This is a genomic window from Caballeronia sp. GAWG1-5s-s (genome assembly GCF_023631445.1).
Lineage (GTDB): Bacteria > Pseudomonadota > Gammaproteobacteria > Burkholderiales > Burkholderiaceae > Caballeronia.
Genome location: NZ_JALQDC010000028.1, coordinates 248,717 through 272,617 on the forward strand (window position 1 = coordinate 248,717; position 23,901 = coordinate 272,617).

Consider the following 23,901-nt stretch of genomic DNA (forward strand, 5'->3'; position numbering starts at 1 on the left):
CCGTTGCGACCGAACTGCGCCCTCTTATTCCCTACGTACTACTTACTACGGTCTCCTCGCGCCGTGACATGTCGCCAAGGCCGAAAAACGGGTTACTTCATCAGCACCGACGCCCGCGCGCCGTTGCCGTTCTGCATCACCTGGAGCCCCGCTCCGTTGCGGCTTTGCAGGATGGACACTTCGTTGTTGTTGCCGAGTTGCGTCACTTGCGAAGACATCGAAGATCCGATCTGCGTCACCGTTGCTGCATTGCCGCTACCGCTTTGCACTGACATCGACCGGTTGTACTGCCCGGCCTGATAGCCGTTGTACTGATTGGCGTTGCCGCCTTGCTGCACGACCGACCAGTTGTCGTTGCCGGCCTGCGCCGTCACGGCCGCGTTCGCGATGCCCGCCTGATTCACGACGAGGCCGTTCTGCCCCGCCTGAATGCCGGTGACGCGATTGTTGGCGCCGTGCTGCGCGACGCGTGCAACCTGCGTCGCGCCGCCGAAGCCCGGCTCCGCGGGACCGAAGTCCGACACCGGCGAAAGGTCCGCTGCGAACACGGCAAGCGAAAGGCTCACGACCGCGAACACGCCGGCGCACAGCGCGACTTTCGACGCCCGCCACGGCGCGCGCGGCGGTATCACTTCGTTAGGCTTGTTCATCGCATCAGCTTCCCAATGTCTTCGGCGGATCGATCTTCACCGCGCTATACGGCGGGTTCACGTCTTCCATGGTCTGCGCGTAACCCTGGTTTTCCTGGAGATAACGCTGCATCGTCGGGTCGTACCAGTCCTTCATGTCCTTGAGCGCCCACGTCTGGTTCGCCACGCCCTGCACGATCAGATGCACCAGTGCCGATTCGATCGCCTCGTTCACGCACAACTGCTGCGGCTCGTTGCGCGTCATGCCGATCTCGGCCTGCAACAGATCCTTGAAGCCGATGAAGCGATACACGCCCGTATCGACCTGAATCGAGTAGATGGTCTTGGTCGTCGATACGCTATTGAGAATGGTGCCGTTGCGGATATCCACCGCGCGCAGGTTCACGGTCACCTGATCGACGCGATACTGCTGCGACGCCGAGATGCCGAGATACGCGACGCCCGCGCCGCCCGTGCGGATGTTCGAGTCATAGCCGACGATGCCGCCTTCCAGCACGATATTCGCTGGCGCCAGCGCGCCGATCTGCGGTATCGCGTTCTTCTTGTCGTCGGGCGTTTCGAGCGCACGCATGATCTTGCGTTCGGTCAGCAGGTCCTGAAGATTCTCGCGTTCGACAGGCTGAAACCAGCCGGAATCGCGCATGGCCTTCACCAGAAACGACGCGCCGCCTTGCGTGACTTGCGACGAGAACGAGCTGTCCGGCGACGGTTTGTATTGACCGGTCAGGTCGCGAAAGCCGTACACGGCTGCATAGATCTTGCCCTTCGGCGGCGGCAGATGCGTGAGATCGCGCGTGACGCGTGTCGGCGGCGTCAGCGTGGCGTTGCCTGCCGAAGGCATCGGCGCGGTCACGCAGCCGGTGAGCAGCATCGCGGCAGCAAGCGTGGCGCCGAGCGCGGCGGTCCGAAATGTCTTGTTGTTCATAGCTGATGTGCGCTCGTCTTACTGGCCGTTGCCGACAATGAAAGTGGTGGATGCGCCGGTCGTCTTGTCGGTCGTCGTCACTTGCAGATTGCCGCCGGTGACTTGCGTGATCGCAATCGAGAAGTTGCCCGTGTTGATGGTGCCCGGATGCAGCGTGCCGTCGGTGCCCACGATCGAACTCGAAATCGACGACGCCACGCGCGACAGAATCGCCTGCTGCAGCTGCGTGTTGAACTGATCGAGCGTGGACTGTCCGCTCGTGCCGTAATCCGCGAGCGACGGATCTTTGTATTTGTTCTGCGCGTTCGCTTCGTTCAACAGATTCACGCCGTTGAGCGGATTGCCGCCGAAGTTGGGATTCACCGGCTCATAGACGAGCGTCGTCGCGTGAGCGGCAAGCGGCATCATAAGCGGCATCGAGAGCGCGCAGGCGAGCATCGCGCTGCGGACAAGCGCCTTGGTTTTCATCGTGTTCCCCGTAGTTGGCCGTGTTGCTTTTATTAGAGTTCGTCGTTCGCCATGTCGGCGTCGCGAAAGAGCAGGCGTGTGAGGTCTGCCTGCATGACGTTCTGGAACGCCACCTGTGCCGCGCCTTCAGCCACCGGCCGCACGTTGGCCCGCGCGATCGGCAAGAACGCCTGAAAGACGCGACGCTGACCGAACTCGACCCATACGAGGCTGCCGTAGCGCGCGGAAGGACGCTCGTGGACCGACACGACGTAACGCTCGCTCAACGGAATCGCGCTCCATGCCTGCGCGAACCAGTTATAGAAGTCCTGTCCCGCGAGCGTCACCGTGTCGGTGGTGACGACACCGCCGAGCGCATCGTCGAGCGGCTTCTGGCCCGTGACATCGGCTGTACGGGCGCGTGGCGTTCCCGCGAGCGTCGCGCTCTTCTCCAGCGACTCGGATGCGTTCACCGTGCCGCGCGGCGAAAGCGGCGCACCGTTCGCGGCGGGCAGCGGCGTCGTCTTGCCGACCGGACTCGGCGTCGGCGTCGTCGGAAGCGAAATGAGCGGCTGCGCGGCAACGGACGGCTCTGCATGCGCGGCCGGGACCGATTCGGCGTCCTGAGCATATGCGTGGCTTGCTACGGCCGATAAAGCAATGATGCACACTGCGATTGCACGCCTTTGGCCAGGCTGCTTTCTCTCTCGCTGCATGACTTCCCCGTATGTCCTTGGCCGCTATGGTGCCGCCTTCAGACGTTGCTTGTTGTTATTCGTTAGACGGAACGGATTTTGCGTAAAACGGCCGAGTCGATATGTGGCATGCGCCACATTAGTCTGAGGAAAGTTTCGATTTTTGTAATGCGCTCGGGGATTGAATGAAGTTGAGCGAGCTCGATCGCCGACGAAACGTTTGCGCAAACGATAGTGTGGGATCGAGCCGTCGTGACTGCGCGAGAGTGTGGTTGCAATGCGACGTTCGTTGGTCGCACGCGTGGTTTCGCGGGCGGGCTGTAGTGGGTGGACCGGAAAGCGATGAAGGACGTGCGCATCGGGACACGCAAATGCTTTGCATGTCTAAGTGAATTGCAAAGCCACGCGGGCCGGCGTGGCGTTTGACCTCACATGCGATCCACCGCAATCACCGCATCGGCGAACGCCTTCGGCGCTTCCTGCGGCAGATTGTGTCCCACGCCGCCGCCCACGTCGATATGCCGGTACTTGCCCGTGAACTTCTTTGCATACGCGGACGGGTTCGGATGCGGCGCGGCGTTCGCGTCGCCTTCCATCGTGATGGTCGGAACCGTAATCGGCGGCGCGGCCGCGAGGCGCTTCTCGAGCGCGTCGTATTGCGGCTCGCCTTCGGCAAGCCCGAGCCTCCACCGATAGTTGTGAATGACGACTGCGACGTGATCCGGGTTATCGAACGCCTGCGCCGAGCGCTCGAACGTCGCGTCGTCGAAATGCCACTCCGGCGATGCCGTTTGCCATATCAGCTTCGAGAACGCGCGGCGATTCGCTTCATAGCCCGCGCGGCCGCGTTCGGTCGCGAAGTAGAACTGATACCACCACGCGTACTCCGCTTTCGGCGGTAACGGCGCGCGATTCGCTTCCTGACTGCCGATGAGATACCCGCTCACGGACACGAGCGCCTTGCAACGCTCGGGCCACAACGCCGCGACGATATCCGCCGTGCGCGCGCCCCAGTCGAAGCCCGCGACGAGCGCCTTCTGAATGCGCAGCGCATCCATGAGCGCGATGATATCGACGGCGACGACCGCCTGCTGTCCGTTGCGCGGCGTATCGGCCGAGAGGAAGCGCGTCGAGCCATAGCCGCGCAGATAAGGCACGATCACGCGATACCCCGCGGCGGCAAGCATCGGCGCTACTTCGACGAAGCTATGAATGTCGTACGGCCAGCCATGCAGGAGGATGACCGGCGGACCGTTTTCGGGGCCGACTTGCGCATAGCCGATATTGAGCGTGCCGGCATTGATCTGACGGATATCGGCAAAGGAAGTCGCGCTCGTTGTCGCCGCCGACTGTGCGCGAACGAGACCGCTGAGGCCCAACTGCATCGCGCCGATGCCTGCCATCGTCGCACCGAGCAGGCGGCGGCGCGAGCCGTTGATGTTCTCCGTCATGTCACTCTCCCGAAAGTGTCGTCGATGAGCGCATGATGGATGCGTCGCGCCGTCCGAGCAAGAGCAACAAAGTTCACGTATCGTTGCTTGATGAACAACGCTCACGGACGGACACAGGGTCATGCGAGAGATCAATCAGCAGCGTCTGCGCTACTTCAACGAGGTGCTCGCGCACGGCACCATTCGCGGCGCGGCGGATCGTCTGAACACGTCGCCTTCGGTGATTGCGCGGCAAATCAAGTTGCTCGAAGACGAACTCGACACGCTGCTGTTCGAACGTCAGGCGCGCGGCGTTCGGCCGACGGAGGCTGCGTTTCATCTGCTCGAATTCTGGCGCGGGTATCGTTCGCAGCAGGAGAAGCTGGAGGATCAGCTACATGCGTTGAAGGGGCTGCAGCAAGGCAAGATCAGGCTTGCGGTGAGCGAGGGTTACGTCGACATGCTGGTCGACGACGTCCTCGCGCCGTTCTGCGCGCGTTATCCGGGCCTCGACGTAACGGTGGAGATGCTGGCCGTCGATGAGATCATCGAGGAGGTCGCGCAGAGCCGCGCGCATATCGGGCTTGCGTACAACCCGCCGCCGCACCCGCGCATCGAGGTCCGCGCAAGCTCGGCGCAGCCAGTGGTACTGCTTGCACGGCGCGATCATCCGCTCGTCGAACGCGGCGGCGTCGCGCGCGTCGACGACCTGCGCGATTATCCGCTCGCGCTCATGCCGCCCACGTTCGGCATCGGCCATGTCGTGAAGATGGTCGAACTGGCGGAGGGCGTCTCCATCCGCGCGACGCTCACGACCAACTCGCTCACTGCATTGAAACGCATCGTGAGCGCGGGAGACTTCATCACGTTGATCGGTGCATTCGCTGCATATCGCGAGATTGCGAGCGGCGAGATGAAGACCGTGCCCATTGCGCATCCCGTCTTCGAAAACATTCAGGCGCGCGTGCTGTTGAAGGCGGGCAGGCCGCTCGCGGCCGGACCGCAGGCGCTGCTCACATGGCTGCTGGACGCCATGCCGATGTTCGCGCAACGTGACAAGCGCCGCAAGCGCTCAGCAAAGTGATGCGACGGCGTTGCGCGCAGCCTCAACGCACGCCGTCTGCTTCCACGCAAGCGGCCTGCTCCAGCAATGCTTCGAGCGCAACCGGCCGCGAGCGCAGAAAGCCCTGCATCTTGTCGCAACCGGCTTCTTTGAGGCGCTCCAGTTGCTCGTGCGTCTCGACACCTTCGGCCACCACGATCACGCCGAGCTTGTGCGCGAGATCGATCACGCCTTCGACCACCGTGCGCGTCATCGCATCGGTGGCGATGTTATCGACGAAGGACTTGTCGAGCTTCAGCACATCCGGCCTGAAGCGCGCCAGATAACTCAGGCTGGAATAGCCGGTGCCGAAATCGTCGATGGCGATGCGCACGCCCAGCGCGCGCAGTTTCGACAGGACACCCTGCGCGTCGTCGACATTCTCGATCAGCGCGGACTCGGTTATTTCGAGCGTGATGCAATTCGCGTCGATGCCCGATCGCTTGATGACATGCTGAAGCACGGGAACGAGCCGTGGATCGCGCAACTGCTTCGGCGACACGTTCACCGCGACCGACCGCACCTCGGGCACGGATGCGGCAAGGCGCCGTGCCGCCTGCACGGCTTCGCGAATGATCCAGTGCCCGGCCTCCACGATGAGCCCGCTTTCTTCCAGCACGGGCACGAACGCAGCCGGCGAAATGAGACCGAGCAGCGGATGCTGCCAGCGCAATAGCGCCTCGACACCGACGAGCCCTTCCGTGTGGATGGAGTATTGCGGCTGATAGTGCAGAACGAACTGGTTGTCGCGAATGGCGCCGTGCAACTCAGTCTCGAGATGGGCGCGCGCGAGGTCGTCCTTCTCGCGCTCGCCGAACACGCGAAAAGCGTTGCGGCCCGCGCGTTTCGCGGCATACATGGCCATGTCCGCGCTGATGAACAGCGTCTCGGGCGTACGGCCATGCTCGGGGTACAGCGCGACGCCGATCGAGCATGTCATGTTGACGGTCTTGCAGCCTGCCTTGATCGGCCGGCTACAGGCAAGCGCAAGCCGTCTGCACGCGCGCTCGATGCGTTCCTGATCGAATGCGCCGGGAAGAACGATAGTGAACTCGTCGCCGCCCGCACGCGCTGCCACTGCGCCTGGCGGCATGGCCTCGCCGATGCGTTCGGCAATCGCCTTGAGCACGGCATCGCCCGCGCTGTGGCCCGCCGTATCGTTGATGGACTTGAAGCGGTCGATGTCGATGAACAGATACGCGAACGGCTCGCCCGACGCGCATCGCTCGACGAGCGCATGCATCATCGCGTTGCGGTTGTGCAGTCCGGTGAGGCTGTCGGTGTTCGCAAGGCGATTGAGCGCCTGCAAGTTCATGCGTTCTTCGGTCGCGTCGACGCACACGCTGACCACACGCGAGACCGCGCCGTCTTCGCTGACAGGATAGATGTCCGCGCGCACCCAGCGCGTGCGGTCGCCGGCAAGACACAAACGGAAATAGCTCTGCGACGGCGCGCCGCTATTCACGGCATCGCGCATCTTGGCGCGCAGGCCCGGCATGTCCTCGGCATGCACGCGCTGCATCCACGCGGTCTTATCGCTTTCGAGCGCGGCCACGGGCATTTCCCACATGCGCTCGAACGCCGAGCTCACATGCAACAGGTCCTTGAAGTCGTGGCTCGCGGTCCAGAACACGGCATCGACATGGTCTTCCATGTCCTTCTGCACGCGCGCATTGCCGCGCAGTTCCTCGATGAGATCGACTTCCGCCGTGATATCGCGCGACTTGCAGAGCACCGCGACGACGCAGCCTTCTTCGCCATAGACCGGCGCGAACGTGGACGTCCACCACTTCGGGGAGCCGGCCATCGTCGGACAGGCGCCCGAGAACGAAACGGACCGGCCCGCCTTCGCGTGTTCGAATGCCGCCCGCGCGTCTTCGCCGTCCCACAGCGCAAGCCAGTCGATGCCGACGATCTCCTTCGCATCCGCCGCTTCGAGGAGCCGCGCGCCGACATCGGAAATGCAGATCACGCGACCGTCGAGATCGAGCAGCTTGATGCAGTCTTCGGCTATCGAAAGCAGCCCGTTCGAGAACTGCTGCGCGGCAAAGAGCTGCCGCTTCGATCGCAGCATGCAATGCACGACCGCCACGGCTGCGGCGCACGCCGCGCTCAGGACAAGCGCGCACGCATGCGGCACGAACGGCGTCACGCACGCGACGAGCGCCGCGCCCAGCACCGCCAGCGCGTAGGCGTCGAACCGGCGCGCGCGTTCCACGTACGGCAGTCGCCGCGCGACGCTATCGCCGATCGCTCCGAGAAAATCGCTCGCTCTTTCCTGCACTGCCGTAGTCCCTTTCCGCCGTGAGTGCGGCGTTGCTCGCTGCTTAACGGCGCGATGCGGAAAGTCTTGAGGCGGGCAATGCTCCGGAGAAATGCGGAGAAACCTGTCTTTGCGTGTCGCTCAATGCGTGTGCTGCACGCCTTTTAAGGCCGACGCGATTTCCCTCGCCAGCGTCTCCGCGCGATACGGTTTGCTCAGCAGCGTCACATTGGGACGCAGCACGCCGTCGCGCAGAATGATGTCGCGCGTGTAGCCCGAAACGTAGATGACGGGCACGGGCCGCGGCTGCGCGAACGCCCATTCCGCGAGATCGGCGCACTTGATCTTGCCGGGCATCACCACGTCGGTCAGGATGAGGTCCACGCCGACGCCGCTTTGCAGCACGCTCATCGCGGCATCGCCGTTCGCGGCCTTGAGCACGGTGTAGTGCAAGGCTTCGAGAATGGCGACTGTCGAGGTGAGCACGGCGGCATCGTCATCCACCACGAGCAGCGTCGCGCCGCCCGTTTGCGTGGCGAGCGGGCCGCCGGGCACGGCCACGGCTTCCTGTTCGAAGCTGCGCGGAAAGTACAGTTCGACCGTGGTGCCCGAGCCCACCGTGCTCGATATGTCGATATGTCCGCCCGACTGCTTCACGAAGCCGAACACCATGCTCAGGCCGAGGCCCGTTCCGTGGCCTTCGGGCTTGGTCGTGAAGAACGGCTCGAACGCGTGTTCGAGCACGTGAGGCGCCATGCCCGCGCCGGTGTCGGATGCGCAGAGCCGCACGTATTCGCCGGGGCGCACGTCCTTGCCTTCGCACGCCGCTTCGTCGAGCACTTCGTTCGAGCAGGTCAGCGTGAACTTGCCGTCGCCGCGAATCGCGTCGCGTGCGTTGATCGCGAGATTGAGCAGCGCGTTCTCAAGCTGATTGCGGTCGACGCAGAAGTTCCAGGCATCGTCCGGCAAGTGCGTGCCGATGGACACCGACGCGCCAACGGCATGCTGCAACAGTTCGCGGATTTCACCGAGCAGGCGGCGCGGATTGATGACCACCGGCGACTGCGGCTGCCGCCGCGCGAACGACAGCAGTTGCGAGGCGAGTTTCGCGCCGCGCTCCACGGCCTCCATCGCGGCATGCACGCGCTCGGGCACGCGCGGGTCCATCGGCGGGAGATACTGCAGCAGTTGCAGATTGCCGCTGATGGCTTGCAGCGTGTTGTTGAAGTCGTGCGCGACGCCGCCTGTCATCGCGCCGAGCGCCTCCATCTTCAGGCTCTGACGCAGTTGCGCTTCCACCGCGATGCGCGCGGCGACCGCCTCCGATATCTTGTCTTCGAGCCCGCGCGTGAGTTCCTTCAGGCTCTCTTCCGCGATCTTGCGATCGTGAATGTCGACGAGGACGCCAGGAAAGCGCAAAGGCCGGCCGCGTTCGTCGTAGTCGCAGCGGCCGCTCGCGAGAATCCACATCCATCCGCCGCCGGGCGTGCGAATGCGGTATTCCGCGCGATACGGCACGCCGTCGCGCACGGTGCGCTCGATCGACTCGTGCACATGCGCGCGATCCGCCGGATGCATGATGTCGAGCGCGGCTTCCAGCGGCCAGCCCTCCGCTATCTGTTCGAACGGAACCGAGAACGTGCGCGCGAAGCGTTCGTCGCCCAGCACGCGGTTCGACCCGATCTCCCACACGAACACGCCGAGCACGGCGCCCGAGTTGAGCGCGAGATTCAGGCGGTCGTTGGCCTCGCGCAATGCGGCTTCCGCGACCGCGCGGTTGTGTTCGAGCAGCACGCGCTCGGTCGTATCGACGACGATGGCAAGCACGCCCGCGGGCGTGCCGTCGTCGGAAGCTACGGGACTGTAGTGCAGATCGAGCCACACTTGCGCCGGACGGCCGTGGGTCGCGAGCACGAAGCCGATGTCGTGGTACGACAGCGATTCGCCGCTCAAGCACGAGTCCACGACATTGCGGTTGAACTCCGACGCTTCCGGCCAGGCTTGCTCGATCGGCATGCCGAGAATGCCGGGATGCCGCACGCCGGAGAACTTCGCGTACGCGTCGTTGTAGAGCAAGGTGCCCTCTTCGCCCCATAGCACGGCCATCGGCAACGCATTGCGCAGCATCACCTGCACGACGGAGCGCAGCGCCTGCGGCCATTCGCCGATGCTGCCGAGCGGCGTGGTCGACCAGTCGAAATCGCGAATGGCGCGGGCTGTCTCCCCGACCCATGAATCGAGCTGAATTGAATCGATGGTGGTAGACGTCAAGGCCGGCCTTTTTGTCGAGTTTTTGCGCACGGAGCCTCACTCAAGAGCCGCGCGCTTCATGCGAGAGCATAAGGGCTATTGCGCTCGCACGCGCAAAAAAGACGCTTGACGTCATGCGCGCCGCGCTGAACCTTCAGGAAGAATGGCGTGCCTCAAGGCGTCTTCGGCCGGCGCACGACACGCACTTTGGCGGCGCGTCCGCCGCCGCAAAAGAAGCGGTCATGCCCATCTGATTCGAGCCCCGAGATGCTCGCGCCCTCGGGCATGTCGAGCCTTTCGAGCACATGGCCCGTGGCCGGATCCACGTGCCGCAACTCGCTTTCATCGCCTTCCCATGTGGCGTGCCACAACTCGCCTTCGACCCACGTCACGCCCGTCACAAACCGGTTCGATTCGATGGTGCGCAGAATCTCGCCGCTCGTCGCATCGATCTGATGGATCTTGCGGTCACGGTACTGGCCGACCCACAGCGTGCCTTCGCCCCACGCGAGGCCCGAGTCCGCGCCGCCGCCGGGCGCCGGAATCGTCGAGACGACGCGGCCCGTTCGCGGGTCGATCTTCTGGATGCGGTCTTCCGCGATCTGATAGAGATGCTCGCCATCGAAAGCCGTTCCCGCATGAGCCGCGACAAGGAGCTTGCGTTGCGGCTCGCCCGTCTCGGGATCGAACGCGTTGAGCGTATCGCCTGCCGCGAACCACACCGCATGGCCGTCGAACGTGACGCCGTGCACGCCTTCCACATCCGGAAAAGGCCCGTATTCACGGATGATTTCTGCTTTCGCGCGTTTCATGGCTCGGTCCTCTCGTCGCGCATCGGTCGATGCATGGCGATGATGCTAGCCGCTCGCGAGATCGGCGGGGAGTAACAAGGCCGACGCGAATCCCGGCGTGGGCGGCGCGAGCCAGCGGCGCGCCCGACCGCGGCCGAACGACTGCACCTTGCCCGACGCGGCCAACGTTTCCAGCGCGCGTTGCACCGTGCGTTGGCTGGCATTGAGCGCAAGCGCGAGCGCGGAACTCGACCACGCTTCGCCGTCAGCCAGACAGGCGAGCAGCGGCGCGTGCGCGTCGTCCAGAGGCCGCGCGAGCACCGCCACATGTGCTGCTCGATGCGGCGCGAGCGCGTACCCGTCGCGCGTGGCCCGAATCTGCGCCAGTGGCCGCAGCAGCGTGCGCAAGCGTCCCATCTCGACCCGCAGCCGCGCGCGATGCGTCTCGTCCGCGTGACGCATGCGAAACGCGGATGCGATCAGTCGATCGCGCGGTACGTCGTCGGGCGATGCCTCGCCGAGCATGCGTGCGAGCGTGAAAAGCACCGGGCGCGTGGCGAGCGAGACGAGCGTGTGCGCATCGCGCACGGCATGGCGGCAGGCGTCGATGACGAGCGTGTTCGATGCGAACAACGCCTCCACATCGTCCAGCAGGACAAGACGCGTCTCGCCTTGCGCGATGAGCCGCGCAGCGGGCGTATCGAGCAGCGCGCGCGCATGGTCCACTTCCGCGGACAGCGCGGCAATGCCCGCGACTCGCGCGGCTTGTCTCGCGCGATCCAGCGCGGCGCGGGCTCCTTGCGCCTGAAGACGGCGCATGGCGATGCCCGCTTCGATCAGCGCATGCGCGGCAAGCAACGCGGGCGGAAGCGCGGATGCATCGAGCGCGCGAAGCGCTTCTTCCGCTTCGTCGATGCGCCCGATGAGGAGCGCGCGTCGCACGTCGAGATAACGCGCGTGCGCCGTGTTGATGCGATCGCCGTGCGCTTCGAGCGTCGCGCGCGCATGGTCCAGCGCCTTCGCGGGCCACGCGAGTTCGCGCGATGCGAGCGCAATCTCGGCTTCGGCCACGACGCAGCGGGCGCGCGCCACCGCTTCCCTCGCGCCGAACCCGCGAGACGCGCGCCTGAGCAGCGCCTTCGCACGCGGGAAGTCGCCGAGCTGCGCCATCGCGATGCCGCGCAGCGCGAGCGCGGGAGCATCGTCGCGCAGTGCCACGCGATTCAGCGCGCCGAGCGGATCGCCCGCCGCGAGCGCGCGCGCCGCCGCCGTCATCAACGAATCCATGCGAATCCCGACACGCTTGTCACTCCCCCGCGTCCGATGCCCCGCACTAATCTAACACCATGCATGGCGCGCTTTGCAATGGATCCCAAACCGGTGCGCACGCACCGCCGCACAACGGAGGCAACGCAAATGACGACTCACACCACTGCGACACACCATGAATGGCTCGCGGCACGGCTCGATCTGCTGAAAGCCGAAAAGGAGCTCACGCGCCGCAGCGACGAACTCGCGCGGCAACGTCAGGCTTTGCCGTGGGTTCGCATCGACAAGACGTATCGCTTCGTTACCGAAGCCGGCGATGCCACGCTCGCCGACCTCTTTGGCGGGCGCTCGCAACTGCTCGTCTATCACTTCATGTTCGGACCGGACTGGAGCGCGGGCTGTCCGTCGTGCTCGTCGATTGCGGACTGCTTCGATGGCTTCGCCGTTCATCTCGCGCATCACGATGTCGCGCTATGGGCGGTCTCGCGCGCGTCCATCGACAAGCTCGCGGCCTATAAAAAGCGCATGGGATGGCGCTTTCCGTGGGCGTCCGCGAAGAACGGCGAGTTCAACTACGACTTCAACGTGTCGTTCACGGAGGCGCAGCAGCGCGCGGGCGACATCGAATACAACTTCGCGCGCGGCGGCCACGCGATGGACAGGAAGGACGCGCCGGAACCCGTGAAGGCATTCGCCGCCGCTTGCGGCACCGACGCGCCGACCTTCACGCGCGATCGCCCCGGCATGAGCGCATTCGCGATGGAAGACGGCGTCGTCTATCACACGTATTCGGCGTATGCGCGCGGGCTCGATGCGCTCTGGGGCATGTATCAATGGCTCGATCGCGCGCCGAAAGGACGCAATGAGAACGGCATCTGGTGGAAGCGCCATGACGAGTACGCCGACTGATCTCGTCATGCTGAGCGGGGACGAGCGGCGCGGACTCGTCGCGCTGCTTGCCTTCGCTTTCGCGCTCAGTGCCGCATTGCTCGCCGCGTGTCATGCGTGCATGCCGTCGATGGACTGGGCGCGTCCTTGCGGCCAGACGCCGCTCGGCGCGGCAGTCTCCTTCGTCGCAGCGTGGGCCGTCATGATGAACGCGATGATGCTGCCGCCCTTCGCGCAGACGTTGTGGCGCTATCGCCGGTGCGGCGCGGCGGCGCTTGCGCTCATGACGGCCGGTTATGTCACGGCATGGTCGATGACCGGCATCGCGATGTATCCGCTCCGCACGACATGGAGCGTGCTCTTCATGACGAAGCCCGTAACAGGCGGCGCCGTGATCGTGCTTGCCGGCATGGTGCAATCGAGCCGATGGAAGGCGCGCCGTCTCGCGCGTTGCCGGTCCATCAGCGAGCATCGCTCGACGATGCTTGCATCGTATGAACACGGGATATGGCACGGCATGCAGTGCATTGCATCGTGCGCGGCGCTCACCGTGGCTCTATGCGTCGCAGGCATGACCGACTCGCGAGCAATGGCCGCGGTGACGTTCGCCATCGCCGCCGAACGCCTGCTGCCTTTCGGGCATCGCGTGGCGAAAGGCATTGGTGTACTGATGATCGCAGCGGGCGCGGCGTGGATGCTTCACGCCGTCGCATGAAATAAAACGATCGGCCGTGCGCTTTGCTCATCCATGTTTTCCCGGACTCAAGCGCGGCGCGCGGCGGTCGATATACAAGGGTCGATGGATTCCCTCGGCCGCGCAGTGGGCGCAGCATCGCCGCCTGGAGCGTGAATGACGCGATGCAGCCATTTCGGGGAATTCATGTTTTCGACTATCAAAGGGCGGCTGGCTTTGGCCATGACGCTGCTGAGCGCGCTCTTGATCGGTATCGGCGTGCTCGGGCTCATCGGCATGACACACGCGAACTCGGTGACGCATGATCTGTTCACGAACGAAATGCCGAGCGCGGTTTCCGTCGGCAACGCCGAGATGTTCATGGCACGCGAGCGTCTGAGCTTCGACCGCGCCGCCTTGAACGTGGGCACGAGCGCGGCCGAAGATGCCATCGGGCGCGGCGCGCTCATGCGCAAGACCTCCGACGAAGCCTGGGCCAAATACGCATCGCTGGCACAGGATCCGGAAGAAAAGGCGCTCGGTGAGAAGTTCAATCAGCAGCGTCTCGCGATGCAGAAGCTGATCGACGAAGGCTACGCGGACGTGCGCGCGAAGGACCAGGAGAAGATCACCGCCGACGCCAGCGCCATGCAGGCGGCGTTCAACGAGTTCGCCAAGACGGGCGTCGCGCTGCGCAAACTGCAGTTCGAATCGGCGCAACGCGCCTACGACGCGGGACAAGCCCAGTTCGAAACCTTCCGCCTGTTGAGCATCGCGGCGATCCTCGCCGGCGTGGCCGCTGCGATCTATTCGTGGGCGTCGCTGCGCCGCCGCATCGCGCGTCCGTTGGATGCCGCGCTCACGCAGTTCAGCGCGATCGCATCGGGCGATCTGCGCCGCGAAGTGACGGTCAGCTCAAACGATGAAATGGGCCAACTGTTGCGCGGCCTTTCGATGATGCAAGCGAGCCTCATCGACACCGTGCGTTCGGTACGCTCGGGCAGCGAGTCGATCGCCTCTGCAACGAAACAGATCGCAGCGGGCAATATCGACTTGTCATCGCGCACCGAACAGCAGGCTTCGGCGTTGCAGGAAACGGCGTCGAGCATGGACGAACTCACGGGCACGGTCAAACAGAATGCCGACAACGCGCGTCAGGCGAGCAAGCTGGCCGCCAATGCGTCGGAGATTGCGAGCAAGGGCAGCCATGTCGTGTCGCAAGTCGTCACGACGATGGGCGAGATCAATCAAAGCTCGGCGAAGATCGCGGACATCATCACCATTATCGAAGGCATCGCGTTCCAGACCAACATTCTCGCGTTGAACGCCGCCGTGGAAGCGGCGCGCGCAGGCGAAGAAGGACGCGGCTTCGCTGTCGTCGCAGGTGAAGTGCGCTCGCTCGCGCAACGTTCGTCGGCGGCGGCGAAGGAGATCAAGGAACTGATCGACACATCGGTGGAGCGCGTGCAGTCGGGCAGCGCGCTCGTCGACGAAGCCGGCCGCACGATGACCGAAATCAGCGGCGCGGTGCAGCGCGTGACCGACATCATGGGCGAGATCGCGGCGGCATCGGAAGAGCAGAGCAGCGGCATCGATCAGGTAGCCCGCGCCGTGACGCAGATGGATGAAGTGACGCAGCAGAACGCGGCGCTCGTCGAGGAAGCGGCAGCCGCCGCGCAATCGCTAGAGGACCAGGCGGCGGCGCTGCGCACGGCGGTGGAGACGTTCAGGCTGCGTGAGGCTGCGTGAGGTTGCGTGAGCGCGCAAGGGGGCGCGTGCGCGCTTCGCTTATCGACCGCACCGCCCGATTGCAGCAGCATCGTCGCGCGTGTTGCCTGCATGTGCGCGAATGCGATCGGCGAGATCCACTGATGGCGCTTCGTACGAGTAGCAGTACGGCGGCTTCGGCACCTTGGCCGGCTGCTCGTCTTGCAGCACCGCTTTGGCGTCGCCGAGGTACAGGTTGTCGCGTACCGAAAGAAACGCCTGATAGCCGTGCGTGTACCCGTAGAGCGACTTCGTGCGCTCATAGTGTTCGCGATCCGATTCGCCATTGACGAGGGCGCTGCGTGCCGGCGCCTGCGGAATGTAGCGGCAATAGTTCGCGTTGACGCCTTCCACCGTCGGGAAGTAAGCCGGCTCCGTGCAAGCGCGATGCGCGGCGTTCGAAAAGATATTGCCTTCGACGAGCGCCCTCGCCTCCAGGCTGAAGCTCATGCCGTAGAAGTCCCAGTTCTCGATGAGATTGTTATAGAGGTGGACCGTCCCGAACTGCGCGCGCGGGTTACGCTGCATGGTATCGACGAAGTAGCTATGGTGAATTGTCACGCGTGCAATCGCATCGCGCTCGTAGTTGGCGAAGAGATTGTCCTCGGTGATGTTGTTGACCAGCATCACCTTGTCGTCATCGTGAAACTTCACCCACGAGACCGTGACATCCGTCGAGCCGTTCTTCACGTTGACGAGCCGGGCCGCGAACCGCGAAAGATCGAGGTGATCGATCCACACATCGTGCGAACCATTGCCGATGTCGATCGCCTGCGCGAACGTGCGCAAGCGGCCGTCTATCGTCAGATGCGTCACGATGACGTTCGCGCTGCCATAGATGTCGAAGCCGTAGTCCAGCAGTTCCACCATGTGTCCGCGTCCGTCTATCGTCACGTTCGACGGCACGCGAAGCATCGACGCAAGCGTGATCTTCATATCCGACGCGAAGCGAATCCAGGTCGGTCCGCGCGCATGTGCGAGCGCATCGCGCAATGATCCGGGCCCGGCGTCCGCCGCCGACGACACAACCACCACTTTGCCGTCCAGCCCGCCCGTCGCCGCGCGGCCATAGCCTTCTCGCTGTTGCAGAAGCTCGGACACCATCGCGCAATCCGCGGTCGCGCGCTCGCATGCATCGCGCGGCGCGGCGGATGCCGTCATGCACGCGGCCATCGACGCACACGCAATCATGCGAACGATGCACGTCCTCAGCGCCCAGCGAAGGCGCTCACTGTTCGTTGAGATCTTCATGACGCACGCACCCGCTTCGTGTTCGTCAGGAAATCGACGTACCACGGCAGCGCCTCCTTCATTCCCGCGCGCAAATCGACGAGGGGCACGTAACCGAGTTCGCGCTGCGCCTTCGACACGTCCGCTTGCGAATGGCGCACGTCGCCTGCGCGGAAATCGCGGTGCGCCGGTTGCTTGTGATACACATGGCCCAGTCCCGCGAGACCGTCGCGAATCACATGGAAGAGGTCGTTGAGCGTCGTGCGTCCGCCGACCGCGACGTTGTAGACCTCGCTCGCAGCGAGCTCCGCGCGAAGCGCCGCGCGCAAATTCGCCTGCACGACATTGCCGACATAGCAGAAGTCGCGGCTCGTTTCGCCGTCGCCGTTGATCTGCACGTCTTCGCCCGAAAGCATCGCGGCAATCCACTTCGGAATCACCGCCGCGTACGCGCCCTCCGGGTCCTGCCGCGGGCCGAACGCGTTGAAGTACCGCAGGCCGATGCAGGCGAAACCGTAAGTGCGCGCATATACGCTCGCATAGATCTCGTTCACGAGCTTGGTGACGGCATACGGTGACAGCGGATTGCCTATGCGCTCCTCGCGCTTCGGAAGATTGGGTTCGTCGCCATACGTCGAACTAGACGCCGCGTACACGAAGCGGCGCACGCCGGCCCGCCGCGACGCATCGAGCATGTTCAGAAAGCCCGTTGCATTGACATCGTGCGACGCAAGCGGGTCTTTCACCGAGCGCGGCACGGACCCGAGCGCAGCCTGATGCAGCACGAAATCCACGCCGTCTACCGCGGCATCGCACGCGCGCGCGTCACGGATATCCGCCTCCTGAAAGCTGAAGTTGCGCCAGCGCGTTTCGCCGACGCGCGATCTGATCTCATCGAGATTGCGCTGATGGCCGGTCGCGAAGTTGTCCATGCCGCGCACTTCCTGCCGGAGCACGAGAAGCGTCTCGACAAGATTCGATCCGATGAAGCCCGCCGCGCCCGTCACGAGCCATCGAAAGCGCTGTGCAGCGAGCGCATCGCGCAAGCCGGATTGCGACTCGTGCAGCAGCCATGCCGGCATCGTCGACTCATTCAACAAGGTTTCTCTCTGCATAAGGTTCTGCTCAGTTGATACACGATAGGTTTTGATCTCATGCGGCACGCGTTGCATGCGCGGACGAATCGACCGAACGCACGTGACGCCACAGCCCGCCGCTCAGGCGCAGGTCTTCCGGCGCTCCGGCAAGATGCTCGCGCAGGTGGCCGAGATAAGCCTCCTGCCATCGAAGCGCATAGCGCTCGACATCCTCGCCGGGCTCGGCGGCGGGCAGCATTTCGAGTGTTTGCACGATCTTGCCGTTGCGCCATCGCGGCGCATAGAAGACCGACGGCAAGCCGAGCCGGTGCGCGGCCCGCGCCGCGAACGACGAGTAGGTGATCTCCTGCCCGGCGAACGGAACGCGAGGCGCGGCGGGGTTCGGCGCGCCATCGACCGCGATACACACCGCGAAGCCCGACTGCAGGGCGCGAAAGCACTGCCGCGCCACTTGCGCCTCGGTCTGGTCCGCCGTGGAGATGAGCGCGGACGCGTAATGCGCCGTGGCGACGCCCGGCATGCTCGCCACCCAGCGCGACGGAATGCCGAGCAGTTCGAGCACCATCAGGCCGGCGTACATGGGACCGACATGCGCGGTCGCGACCACGACACCCTTGCCGCCGGCCAGCAACGGCGCGAAGCGCCGCTCCGTTTCGTCGAGATCGTCGAGCAAGGTCATGGCTTCTTCAATCAGATAATCGCGACATTCGAGCCATTCGAGCAGCAGATGATCGACGAGATGCCCCCAGCGCGCCGCCCGCTCCCATGCTTCGCGCGTCGTTGTGTCAGCATGGCTGCGCAGCGACCACGCCCAATCGAGTCGTTCCTTCGGAATACTGATTTCATCGACGCGCTCGTCGATCTGCGCCATGGCCAGCGCGAAACTCGAAGGCAGCAGGCGGTCTCGCGCGTCGAGACGTTTGCGGTAAAGCTCGGACGCTTCATCCCGTCTGCCGGCCTGAGACAACGCCGCGATCGCGAGACGCTGTACGCGTTCGTCGTCCGGGCGTTGTGAAGCGAGCGTCAGCATGTGGTCAGCCGATTCCGCGTGGCGGCCGCAGTGGCGCAATGCCCTGCCGAGTAACCTTCGCGTGTGCGCAAGGTCAGGACAACGCTCGCACGCGCTTTGCAGATGCGTGACGGCATCTTCGTAGCGGCCCGCGCGCAGCAGCGTCTCACCATAGAGCGTCATGAGCCGCATGTCGTTCGGCGCGAACGCCACGCCGCGCGCCAATTGTTCGAGTGCCCGCGCCTGGCCGCCGTCCAAGACGCCGCTCGCCAGATACGCCTGCCCCAATTGCGAACGCAGCGCCGCGCCGTCGAGTCCGGCGCGCAACGCCGCCTCTCCCGCAGATATCGCAAGTTCGATACGGTTGTCGCTCGCCAGCGCCTGCACGACGGCCGCCGCAGCGCGATCGTTCGGCATGCTCGCGGCGTCGAGGCGCGACGCGAGCCGCGCGGCGAGTTCCGTATGCCCCGCGCGCGTGAGCGCCGTCAGCCACGCGTGCGCATGCGCGGCGTGCGCCACCGCCATGTCGATGCTCGCGCGCGCCAGTTCGGCCGCCTCTGCGACGCGCCCCGCCTGAAGCCGCAACTGGATGCAGGCGGCACGCGCAGCCGGCGCGTCGGGTTCGATCCGCGCTGCGGCATCCGCATGCGTCACCGCTTCGTCCCAGCGTCGCAAGCGGCCGAGAACGCTCGCGAGCATCCGCCGCTCCTCGGCAAGCTCGGGCCACGCGCTCACCAATGCGGCGAGGACGGCGGCTGCGTCGTGCAGCGCGCCGTCTCGAATCAGCGGCGATACGACGAGGCGCTTCACGTCGATGCGGGCATCGGCGGCGCGGATGAGCGACGCATTCAGTGCCTCGATCGCGGCGGAGCGGCTCTCGCCCGAGCGAATCTGCGCGATGGCGCGATACACGCGCGCCGCTGCATCAGGCACAGCGCCGGCTCGCACCGCATCGGCATACGCGGCGAGGCCGGCAGTCCACTCGCCTTTCTTTACGAGAGACCTGCAGGCATCGAACGGCGTGCGGCCATTCGGCTCGTCCATCGGCTTATCCATTGATGAACTCGCGCGCGAGCATCACGGCGACGCGTACGACAAGCGCGAGCGCAAGACCCGCGGCCAGCGACGCCAACAACAGAAGCGGCACGTTCGGGCTCGTGGGCCGGTCCGTCGGCAAGGGCCGCGTGATGACTGTCAGGTATCGCTGGAGCTTCAGCGTATCCGTGAATGCCTGCTGATAGCTTTGCTGGGTCGCGGTGAGATTGGCATCCGCGAACGCCTCGGCATTCTTCAACGATTCATAGTCGCCCAACTGGCTCGCCTGAGTCTTGCCCTTGCCGCTAATGCGCTCTCGCGTCTGCGCGAGCCGCTCCGTCAATGCCTGCACCTGTGCCGCCGCCGGAGCCAGCATCGGGTGCTGCGGATTGCCGAGCGCGCGAATCTTGTCGAGATTGATCTGCGCCGTGTTGAGCTCGGTTTCCAGTTGAGCCGAGAGATTGAGCAGCATGGCCGCGTTCGCGGCGGGATCGAGATTCCGATTGACGATGCGCCATTTCGTCAGCGACGCGCGTGCCGACTGCGCCTCCTTCTGCGCCAGCGCGACGGCCTGCCGGCTGACCTTGAGCGCATCTTCGACGCCCTTCTCATCCATTCGTTGTACGAAGTTTTGCGCGAGGTCGAGCAGCGCATCCGAGATCGCTGCGGCATCGGCCGGCGAATAGGCGCTCACCTGCATCACGTCGACCTGCTCCATGATGTTGTACGACACCTTCACGGACGAACGGTACGCGCGATACAGATCGTCTTCGGACGCGTTCGACGGCAGCCGGTTAGGCAGATCGAGACCGTTCGACGTGAGCCGGCGGCGCAGTCCGATTCTTTGGTCGAGCTGGCGCATGCAGTCGCGCGAAGCGAGAAAGTCGCTGACGGCCCAGCCATCGACGAAACCGGCAGCCACGCCAGCGCCGCCGCCAGTCGTGAAGAGACTCGCTGCGCCGCCCGCGAGCGGCGCAGCGCTCGAAGTCGCGCGCACCGAGAATCGCGCTTCGGCGGAATAGCGCGGTTTCGCAACGAACGTCGCGTAGGCCGCGCACAACGCGACGGGCACCAGAACGAGCGCGAGCATCATCCAGCGAGCCCTTCTCCGCGCGCGCCTCGCCGCGTCTCGTTCACGGCGACGCGCTTCGATGACCGATCCGGACTCAGACATCGAACGCACCTCCGGGGGCGGCGTCGAGTCCGTTGCCGTCCGCGCTTGCGACGGACTCGCCGTTCGCGCGGCGCGGAGGGAATCGACGGAGGCACTCGTCGAGATCGGCGTCGATTCGAAGGCTGCTTCCTTCATAGATCAAACCCTTGACGCAATAATCCGCCATCTGCTGACGACGGTAAGTTGAGAGAATGAGCGTGCGCCCGACCAGTCGTTCGTCGAACAGCGCGCGCCACAGACGCGCGAAGCGGCTTGCTTCATGTGGCAGGGCGCCGTCGACCACATACACATCGAAGTCGGGAGCGAGCGCGAGCGCAAACGACACTTCCTGACGCGTCGCGAGCGGCCAGTGTTCCATCGGAAGTTCGAGATGCGCGGGACAGGTGATCAGGTCTGCCACGAGTTCGATAGCCGCCTTCGCGGGCAAGCCATGCAGCGCGCACACGAACTCGATCATGCGCAGTCCGTTCGCCTTGCCGCGAATGAAGCCCTGCCGGCCGAGCGGCCACGACACGCGACCGCGATGCTCGACGAAACCGTGGCGTGTCCGCCGCAGCCCGGCCAGCACCTCGATCAATGCGCGATGGGCTTCGGGCGTTCGCGAAAGCAACGCATAGCGTCCCTGCGCCACGTCGAGATCGGCGTTCGACAGCAGCGGCGCGCGCGAGCCGGCAATGGTCGATGAACACGTGACGGCGTGCAGGCGGATCATGTCGGTCACATCGGCTGGACGTTGCATCGCGCGAACCGTTCGGCGCAAAGGGCCACGGCCGCAAGAAAGACGAGCGACGTGACGAAGTAGGAGAGACGCGCATCCATCGAGCGATAGCTTTCGAAATACGCCGATCGCAATAGCTGCATGCCGTGCGCGAACGGCGACCACAAGAACCACTCGCGATACTGCTCGGGCAACTGTTCCGACACGAAGAACACGCTGCTGAAGATTTCGAGCAGTCGTTCGATGGCCGTGGCAAGCCGCAGGAAGAAGCGCCACTTGCTCGCGATAGCGCCGAAGAGCACGCCCGTCGACGCGCCGCCGAAGCCCATCGCGATCACATAACCGAAGAACGCGGGCCAGCTCGCCGGCAAGCTGATCAGATCGAACGCGTGGCCGACGAGAATCAGCGTCGCGAACACGAGGACGAAGATGGCCTGATACAGCACGGCCTGCACGCACGCGCACAACAGCGGCGTGACGCCCTGAAGGTTGAGCCATCCGCGAGCGGAAATATAGCTCGTGCTGCTTCGAAAGATGATCTGCCGGAACATGATCCACGTCGTCGCGCCCAGCAGCGAGAAGGTCGGCACGTCCATTCCCAGAATGAACTGCGTCCCCGTCAGCAAGTAGAGCGACGAAATGAGCGTGAGCAGCACCGCCGGTCCGAAGAAAGCCCACGCGAGCGCGAAGCGGCTTTCACCTTGCATGGTGTGCAGCTGGAAGATCAGCATCGGAAGCAACGCGCGCAGGTCGGAGCGGCCGGCTTGCACCGCCCGTGGCCGTTGTCTCGCATGAAGCGAGGCGATGCGAGACTTCAGCGCCGCGAGGTCGCTGGCTTCGCCGGCGCCGAAGTCCGGCGTCAGCGCGCGGTCCTCGCGCGATGCACTGCGGCGAGCCTCGCGCGCTTCTTCTTCGCGACGGCGGCGCACGCGCTTTTCGTGCGCATCGGCAAGATGCGCTTCTTCTCGTGCGAGCGTGGCCGGCGCGTAGCCGGGAGCGAACACATCGACGCCTGCGCGAATGTCGTTCTCCAGCAGACGAATCGCGGTGCGCAGTTGCCGTCGCCGCAGGTCGAGCGTTTCTTCGTCCGCGTGCGGCACGCCGTCGCTAAGACGCGCCTCTAGCGACTCGTACACCTGACGCCGCTGCAGAGGCGTCTCGCGCGGTGAGCGGCGCAGCGTGGCGAGGATAAGCGCGAGCGTCGTCGCGGGCGCGTGCGGCCCGGCGTCTTCCAACTGCGCGCCCGCGCCGATCCGGTAGCCGCTTGTTTGCCGACGCGCGCGCCAGTCGTCTATGCGCCTCTGATTGCTCATGATGCCGCGTCAATCCGCCAGCGCGCTCACCGAGCGCGCGGTGCCGAGCGACGCGCTGAAGGTGGACAGCAGCTTCTGCACTTGCGTGAACGGGGCGTCGGATACCAGCACGGCATCGCCGTCATGCACGACGAACTGGCCCGCGAGCGCGATCTGCTCCGGCCGCGTGAAATCGAACTGGTAGACGGTAGGCCGTGCATCGCCCGGCTCGCGCTCGCTCGTCGCGGCTCTGCGCAACAGATACACGCCGCGCGGATTCGCGAGCGCGTCGCTGAGACCGCGCGAATCGCCGAGCGCATCCAGAAGCGTGTAATCGCGCTTCGGCACCTTGATGCGCCCTTGCACGCCCGCCGCGCCGAGCACGACGACCTGTTCCACCACGTCATGCGCGATGATGGAATCGCCCGGTCGCAGCGGAATATCGTTGGCGCTCGTTCGATACACGTCCGCAAGCCGTATGGTGGCTTCCGTGCCTTGACGTCGCACCGAGATCGCCAACTGTTCGGGGTTGACCTGGCTGGGCGCGGCGAGGCCGAGCACATCGCTCAGGCGAGACATGTCGCGGCCGAGCGCATACACGCCGGGCTTTTGAAGATCGCCCTGAACCGTGACCGTCTGTCCGCGCCGCGTCGTGGGCCGCACGACGACGTCCGAAGCAGTCATGAGCCGGCTCAGGCGCCGCATGATCGCAGCGCGTAGTTCGGCTGCGGTCAGCCCTTCTGCGCGGATGCTGCCCACATAAGGCAAGTAGATGTCGCCTGCACGGTCGACGATCATCTCGCCCAAGTCAGACGCGCCGTTCGGCCCGGCGGGATAAACGGCGAGGCCGTCTCGCTCGAAGACGGTGACGTCGATGCCATCGCCTGGCGCGAAACGTTCGTAGTCGAACGCGGCCGCGTGCGTGAACGCGGGCGGAAACGTCGAAGGGCGCGCGCTATGTCCGGCAAGAACCGTCTCCGCTGTCGCCGGAACGAGCACGACGTCGCCCCGCGCGTCCGATGCGTTGATCTCGCTCACCATCGGCCCGCTGCGCGGCAAGCCGCATCCCTGAAGGAAGCACGCGCTGGCGAGGCCGAGCAGCAACGCCGCGCACTGTCGCGCGCGGGTGACTTTCGCCGGGAAGATTTCACGAGCCAACGATTTCATCGCTTCCTTCTCCGAACCATCGAGCCACA

Annotated in this window: 20 protein-coding genes; 4 read left to right on the forward strand and 16 right to left on the reverse strand. The window is 64.9% G+C overall.

From position 1 onward, the window contains the following. Positions 1 to 92: 92 nt before the first annotated feature. The 5 genes from NCR34_RS20500 to NCR34_RS20520 all read right to left on the reverse strand — a co-directional run bounded on the left by NCR34_RS20500 (position 93) and on the right by NCR34_RS20520 (position 4,168). Complete coding sequence (locus tag NCR34_RS20500; protein WP_250501020.1) at positions 93 to 650, reverse strand: hypothetical protein; 558 nt, start codon at positions 648 to 650, stop codon at positions 93 to 95. Positions 651 to 654: 4 nt separating this feature from the next. Then, on the reverse strand, positions 655 to 1,575 hold the full coding sequence (locus tag NCR34_RS20505) for a CsgG/HfaB family protein (RefSeq protein WP_248324417.1): 921 nt from the start codon (positions 1,573 to 1,575) through the stop codon (positions 655 to 657). A gap of 18 nt (positions 1,576 to 1,593) precedes the next feature. Continuing rightward, on the reverse strand, positions 1,594 to 2,043 hold the full coding sequence (locus NCR34_RS20510; RefSeq protein ID WP_248324418.1) for a curli assembly protein CsgF: 450 nt from the start codon (positions 2,041 to 2,043) through the stop codon (positions 1,594 to 1,596). Between the two features lie 32 nt (positions 2,044 to 2,075). Then, entirely contained in the window at positions 2,076 to 2,693 is a 618-nt protein-coding gene (locus NCR34_RS20515; RefSeq protein ID WP_248324419.1) for a CsgE family curli-type amyloid fiber assembly protein, read from the reverse strand. A gap of 452 nt (positions 2,694 to 3,145) precedes the next feature. Beyond that, positions 3,146 to 4,168 carry an alpha/beta fold hydrolase gene (locus tag NCR34_RS20520; protein ID WP_250501021.1) on the reverse strand — a complete coding sequence of 341 codons (1,023 nt, stop codon included), beginning with the start codon at positions 4,166 to 4,168 and terminating at the stop codon, positions 3,146 to 3,148. A gap of 121 nt (positions 4,169 to 4,289) precedes the next feature. Here NCR34_RS20520 and NCR34_RS20525 point away from each other — a divergent pair, with 121 nt between their 5' ends. Next, the gene (locus NCR34_RS20525; protein WP_250501022.1) at positions 4,290 to 5,231 is read left to right on the forward strand and encodes a LysR family transcriptional regulator; all 942 of its coding nucleotides are present in this window, start codon (positions 4,290 to 4,292) and stop codon (positions 5,229 to 5,231) included. Between the two features lie 22 nt (positions 5,232 to 5,253). Here the strand turns inward: NCR34_RS20525 and NCR34_RS20530 are convergent, their stop codons facing one another. From NCR34_RS20530 to NCR34_RS20545, 4 genes are all read right to left on the reverse strand, one after another. Beyond that, entirely contained in the window at positions 5,254 to 7,533 is a 2,280-nt protein-coding gene (locus NCR34_RS20530) for a putative bifunctional diguanylate cyclase/phosphodiesterase (protein ID WP_248324422.1), read from the reverse strand. A 120-nt stretch (positions 7,534 to 7,653) separates the two neighbouring features. Beyond that, positions 7,654 to 9,783 carry a hybrid sensor histidine kinase/response regulator gene (locus tag NCR34_RS20535; protein WP_250501023.1) on the reverse strand — a complete coding sequence of 710 codons (2,130 nt, stop codon included), beginning with the start codon at positions 9,781 to 9,783 and terminating at the stop codon, positions 7,654 to 7,656. Positions 9,784 to 9,935: 152 nt separating this feature from the next. Then, positions 9,936 to 10,574 (reverse strand): Vgb family protein, encoded by a 639-nt coding sequence (locus NCR34_RS20540; RefSeq protein ID WP_248324424.1) that lies wholly within the window; start codon positions 10,572 to 10,574, stop codon positions 9,936 to 9,938. A gap of 45 nt (positions 10,575 to 10,619) precedes the next feature. Next, positions 10,620 to 11,840, reverse strand: coding sequence for a helix-turn-helix domain-containing protein (locus tag NCR34_RS20545; protein WP_248324425.1), 1,221 nt, complete (start codon positions 11,838 to 11,840; stop codon positions 10,620 to 10,622). A 129-nt stretch (positions 11,841 to 11,969) separates the two neighbouring features. Between NCR34_RS20545 and NCR34_RS20550 the strand changes: the two genes are divergently transcribed. The 3 genes from NCR34_RS20550 (at position 11,970) to NCR34_RS20560 (ending at position 15,132) form a co-directional block, all read left to right on the forward strand. Next, positions 11,970 to 12,731: a DUF899 domain-containing protein gene (locus NCR34_RS20550; protein ID WP_248324426.1), complete on the forward strand. Its 762-nt coding sequence runs from the start codon at positions 11,970 to 11,972 to the stop codon at positions 12,729 to 12,731. After that, positions 12,712 to 13,425: a DUF2182 domain-containing protein gene (locus tag NCR34_RS20555; RefSeq protein WP_248324427.1), complete on the forward strand. Its 714-nt coding sequence runs from the start codon at positions 12,712 to 12,714 to the stop codon at positions 13,423 to 13,425. The genes NCR34_RS20550 and NCR34_RS20555 overlap by 20 nt, the downstream gene beginning before the upstream one ends. A gap of 165 nt (positions 13,426 to 13,590) precedes the next feature. Beyond that, positions 13,591 to 15,132: a methyl-accepting chemotaxis protein gene (locus tag NCR34_RS20560; protein ID WP_248324428.1), complete on the forward strand. Its 1,542-nt coding sequence runs from the start codon at positions 13,591 to 13,593 to the stop codon at positions 15,130 to 15,132. A gap of 39 nt (positions 15,133 to 15,171) precedes the next feature. On the opposite strand, the gene NCR34_RS20565 is transcribed toward NCR34_RS20560, so the two are convergent. The 7 genes from NCR34_RS20565 to NCR34_RS20595 form a co-directional block, all read right to left on the reverse strand. After that, positions 15,172 to 16,311, reverse strand: a complete 1,140-nt coding sequence (locus NCR34_RS20565; RefSeq protein ID WP_248324429.1) for a pectate lyase family protein — start codon at positions 16,309 to 16,311, stop codon at positions 15,172 to 15,174. A gap of 86 nt (positions 16,312 to 16,397) precedes the next feature. Beyond that, positions 16,398 to 17,462 (reverse strand): SDR family oxidoreductase, encoded by a 1,065-nt coding sequence (locus NCR34_RS20570; protein WP_248324430.1) that lies wholly within the window; start codon positions 17,460 to 17,462, stop codon positions 16,398 to 16,400. A 70-nt stretch (positions 17,463 to 17,532) separates the two neighbouring features. Continuing rightward, positions 17,533 to 19,542, reverse strand: coding sequence for a tetratricopeptide repeat protein (locus NCR34_RS20575; protein ID WP_248324431.1), 2,010 nt, complete (start codon positions 19,540 to 19,542; stop codon positions 17,533 to 17,535). After that, complete coding sequence (locus tag NCR34_RS20580) at positions 19,535 to 20,614, reverse strand: KpsE/RkpR family capsule polysaccharide export protein (protein WP_350029446.1); 1,080 nt, start codon at positions 20,612 to 20,614, stop codon at positions 19,535 to 19,537. The genes NCR34_RS20575 and NCR34_RS20580 overlap by 8 nt, the downstream gene beginning before the upstream one ends. A 73-nt stretch (positions 20,615 to 20,687) precedes the next feature. Then, positions 20,688 to 21,434 (reverse strand): P-loop NTPase family protein, encoded by a 747-nt coding sequence (locus tag NCR34_RS20585; protein ID WP_371747503.1) that lies wholly within the window; start codon positions 21,432 to 21,434, stop codon positions 20,688 to 20,690. Further along, positions 21,413 to 22,726, reverse strand: a complete 1,314-nt coding sequence (locus tag NCR34_RS20590; RefSeq protein WP_248324432.1) for an ABC transporter permease — start codon at positions 22,724 to 22,726, stop codon at positions 21,413 to 21,415. Before NCR34_RS20590 ends, NCR34_RS20585 begins: the two co-directional genes overlap by 22 nt. Before the next feature lie 9 nt (positions 22,727 to 22,735). After that, the gene (locus NCR34_RS20595; RefSeq protein ID WP_248324433.1) at positions 22,736 to 23,872 is read right to left on the reverse strand and encodes a polysaccharide biosynthesis/export family protein; all 1,137 of its coding nucleotides are present in this window, start codon (positions 23,870 to 23,872) and stop codon (positions 22,736 to 22,738) included. Between the last annotated feature and the right edge of the window lie 29 nt (positions 23,873 to 23,901).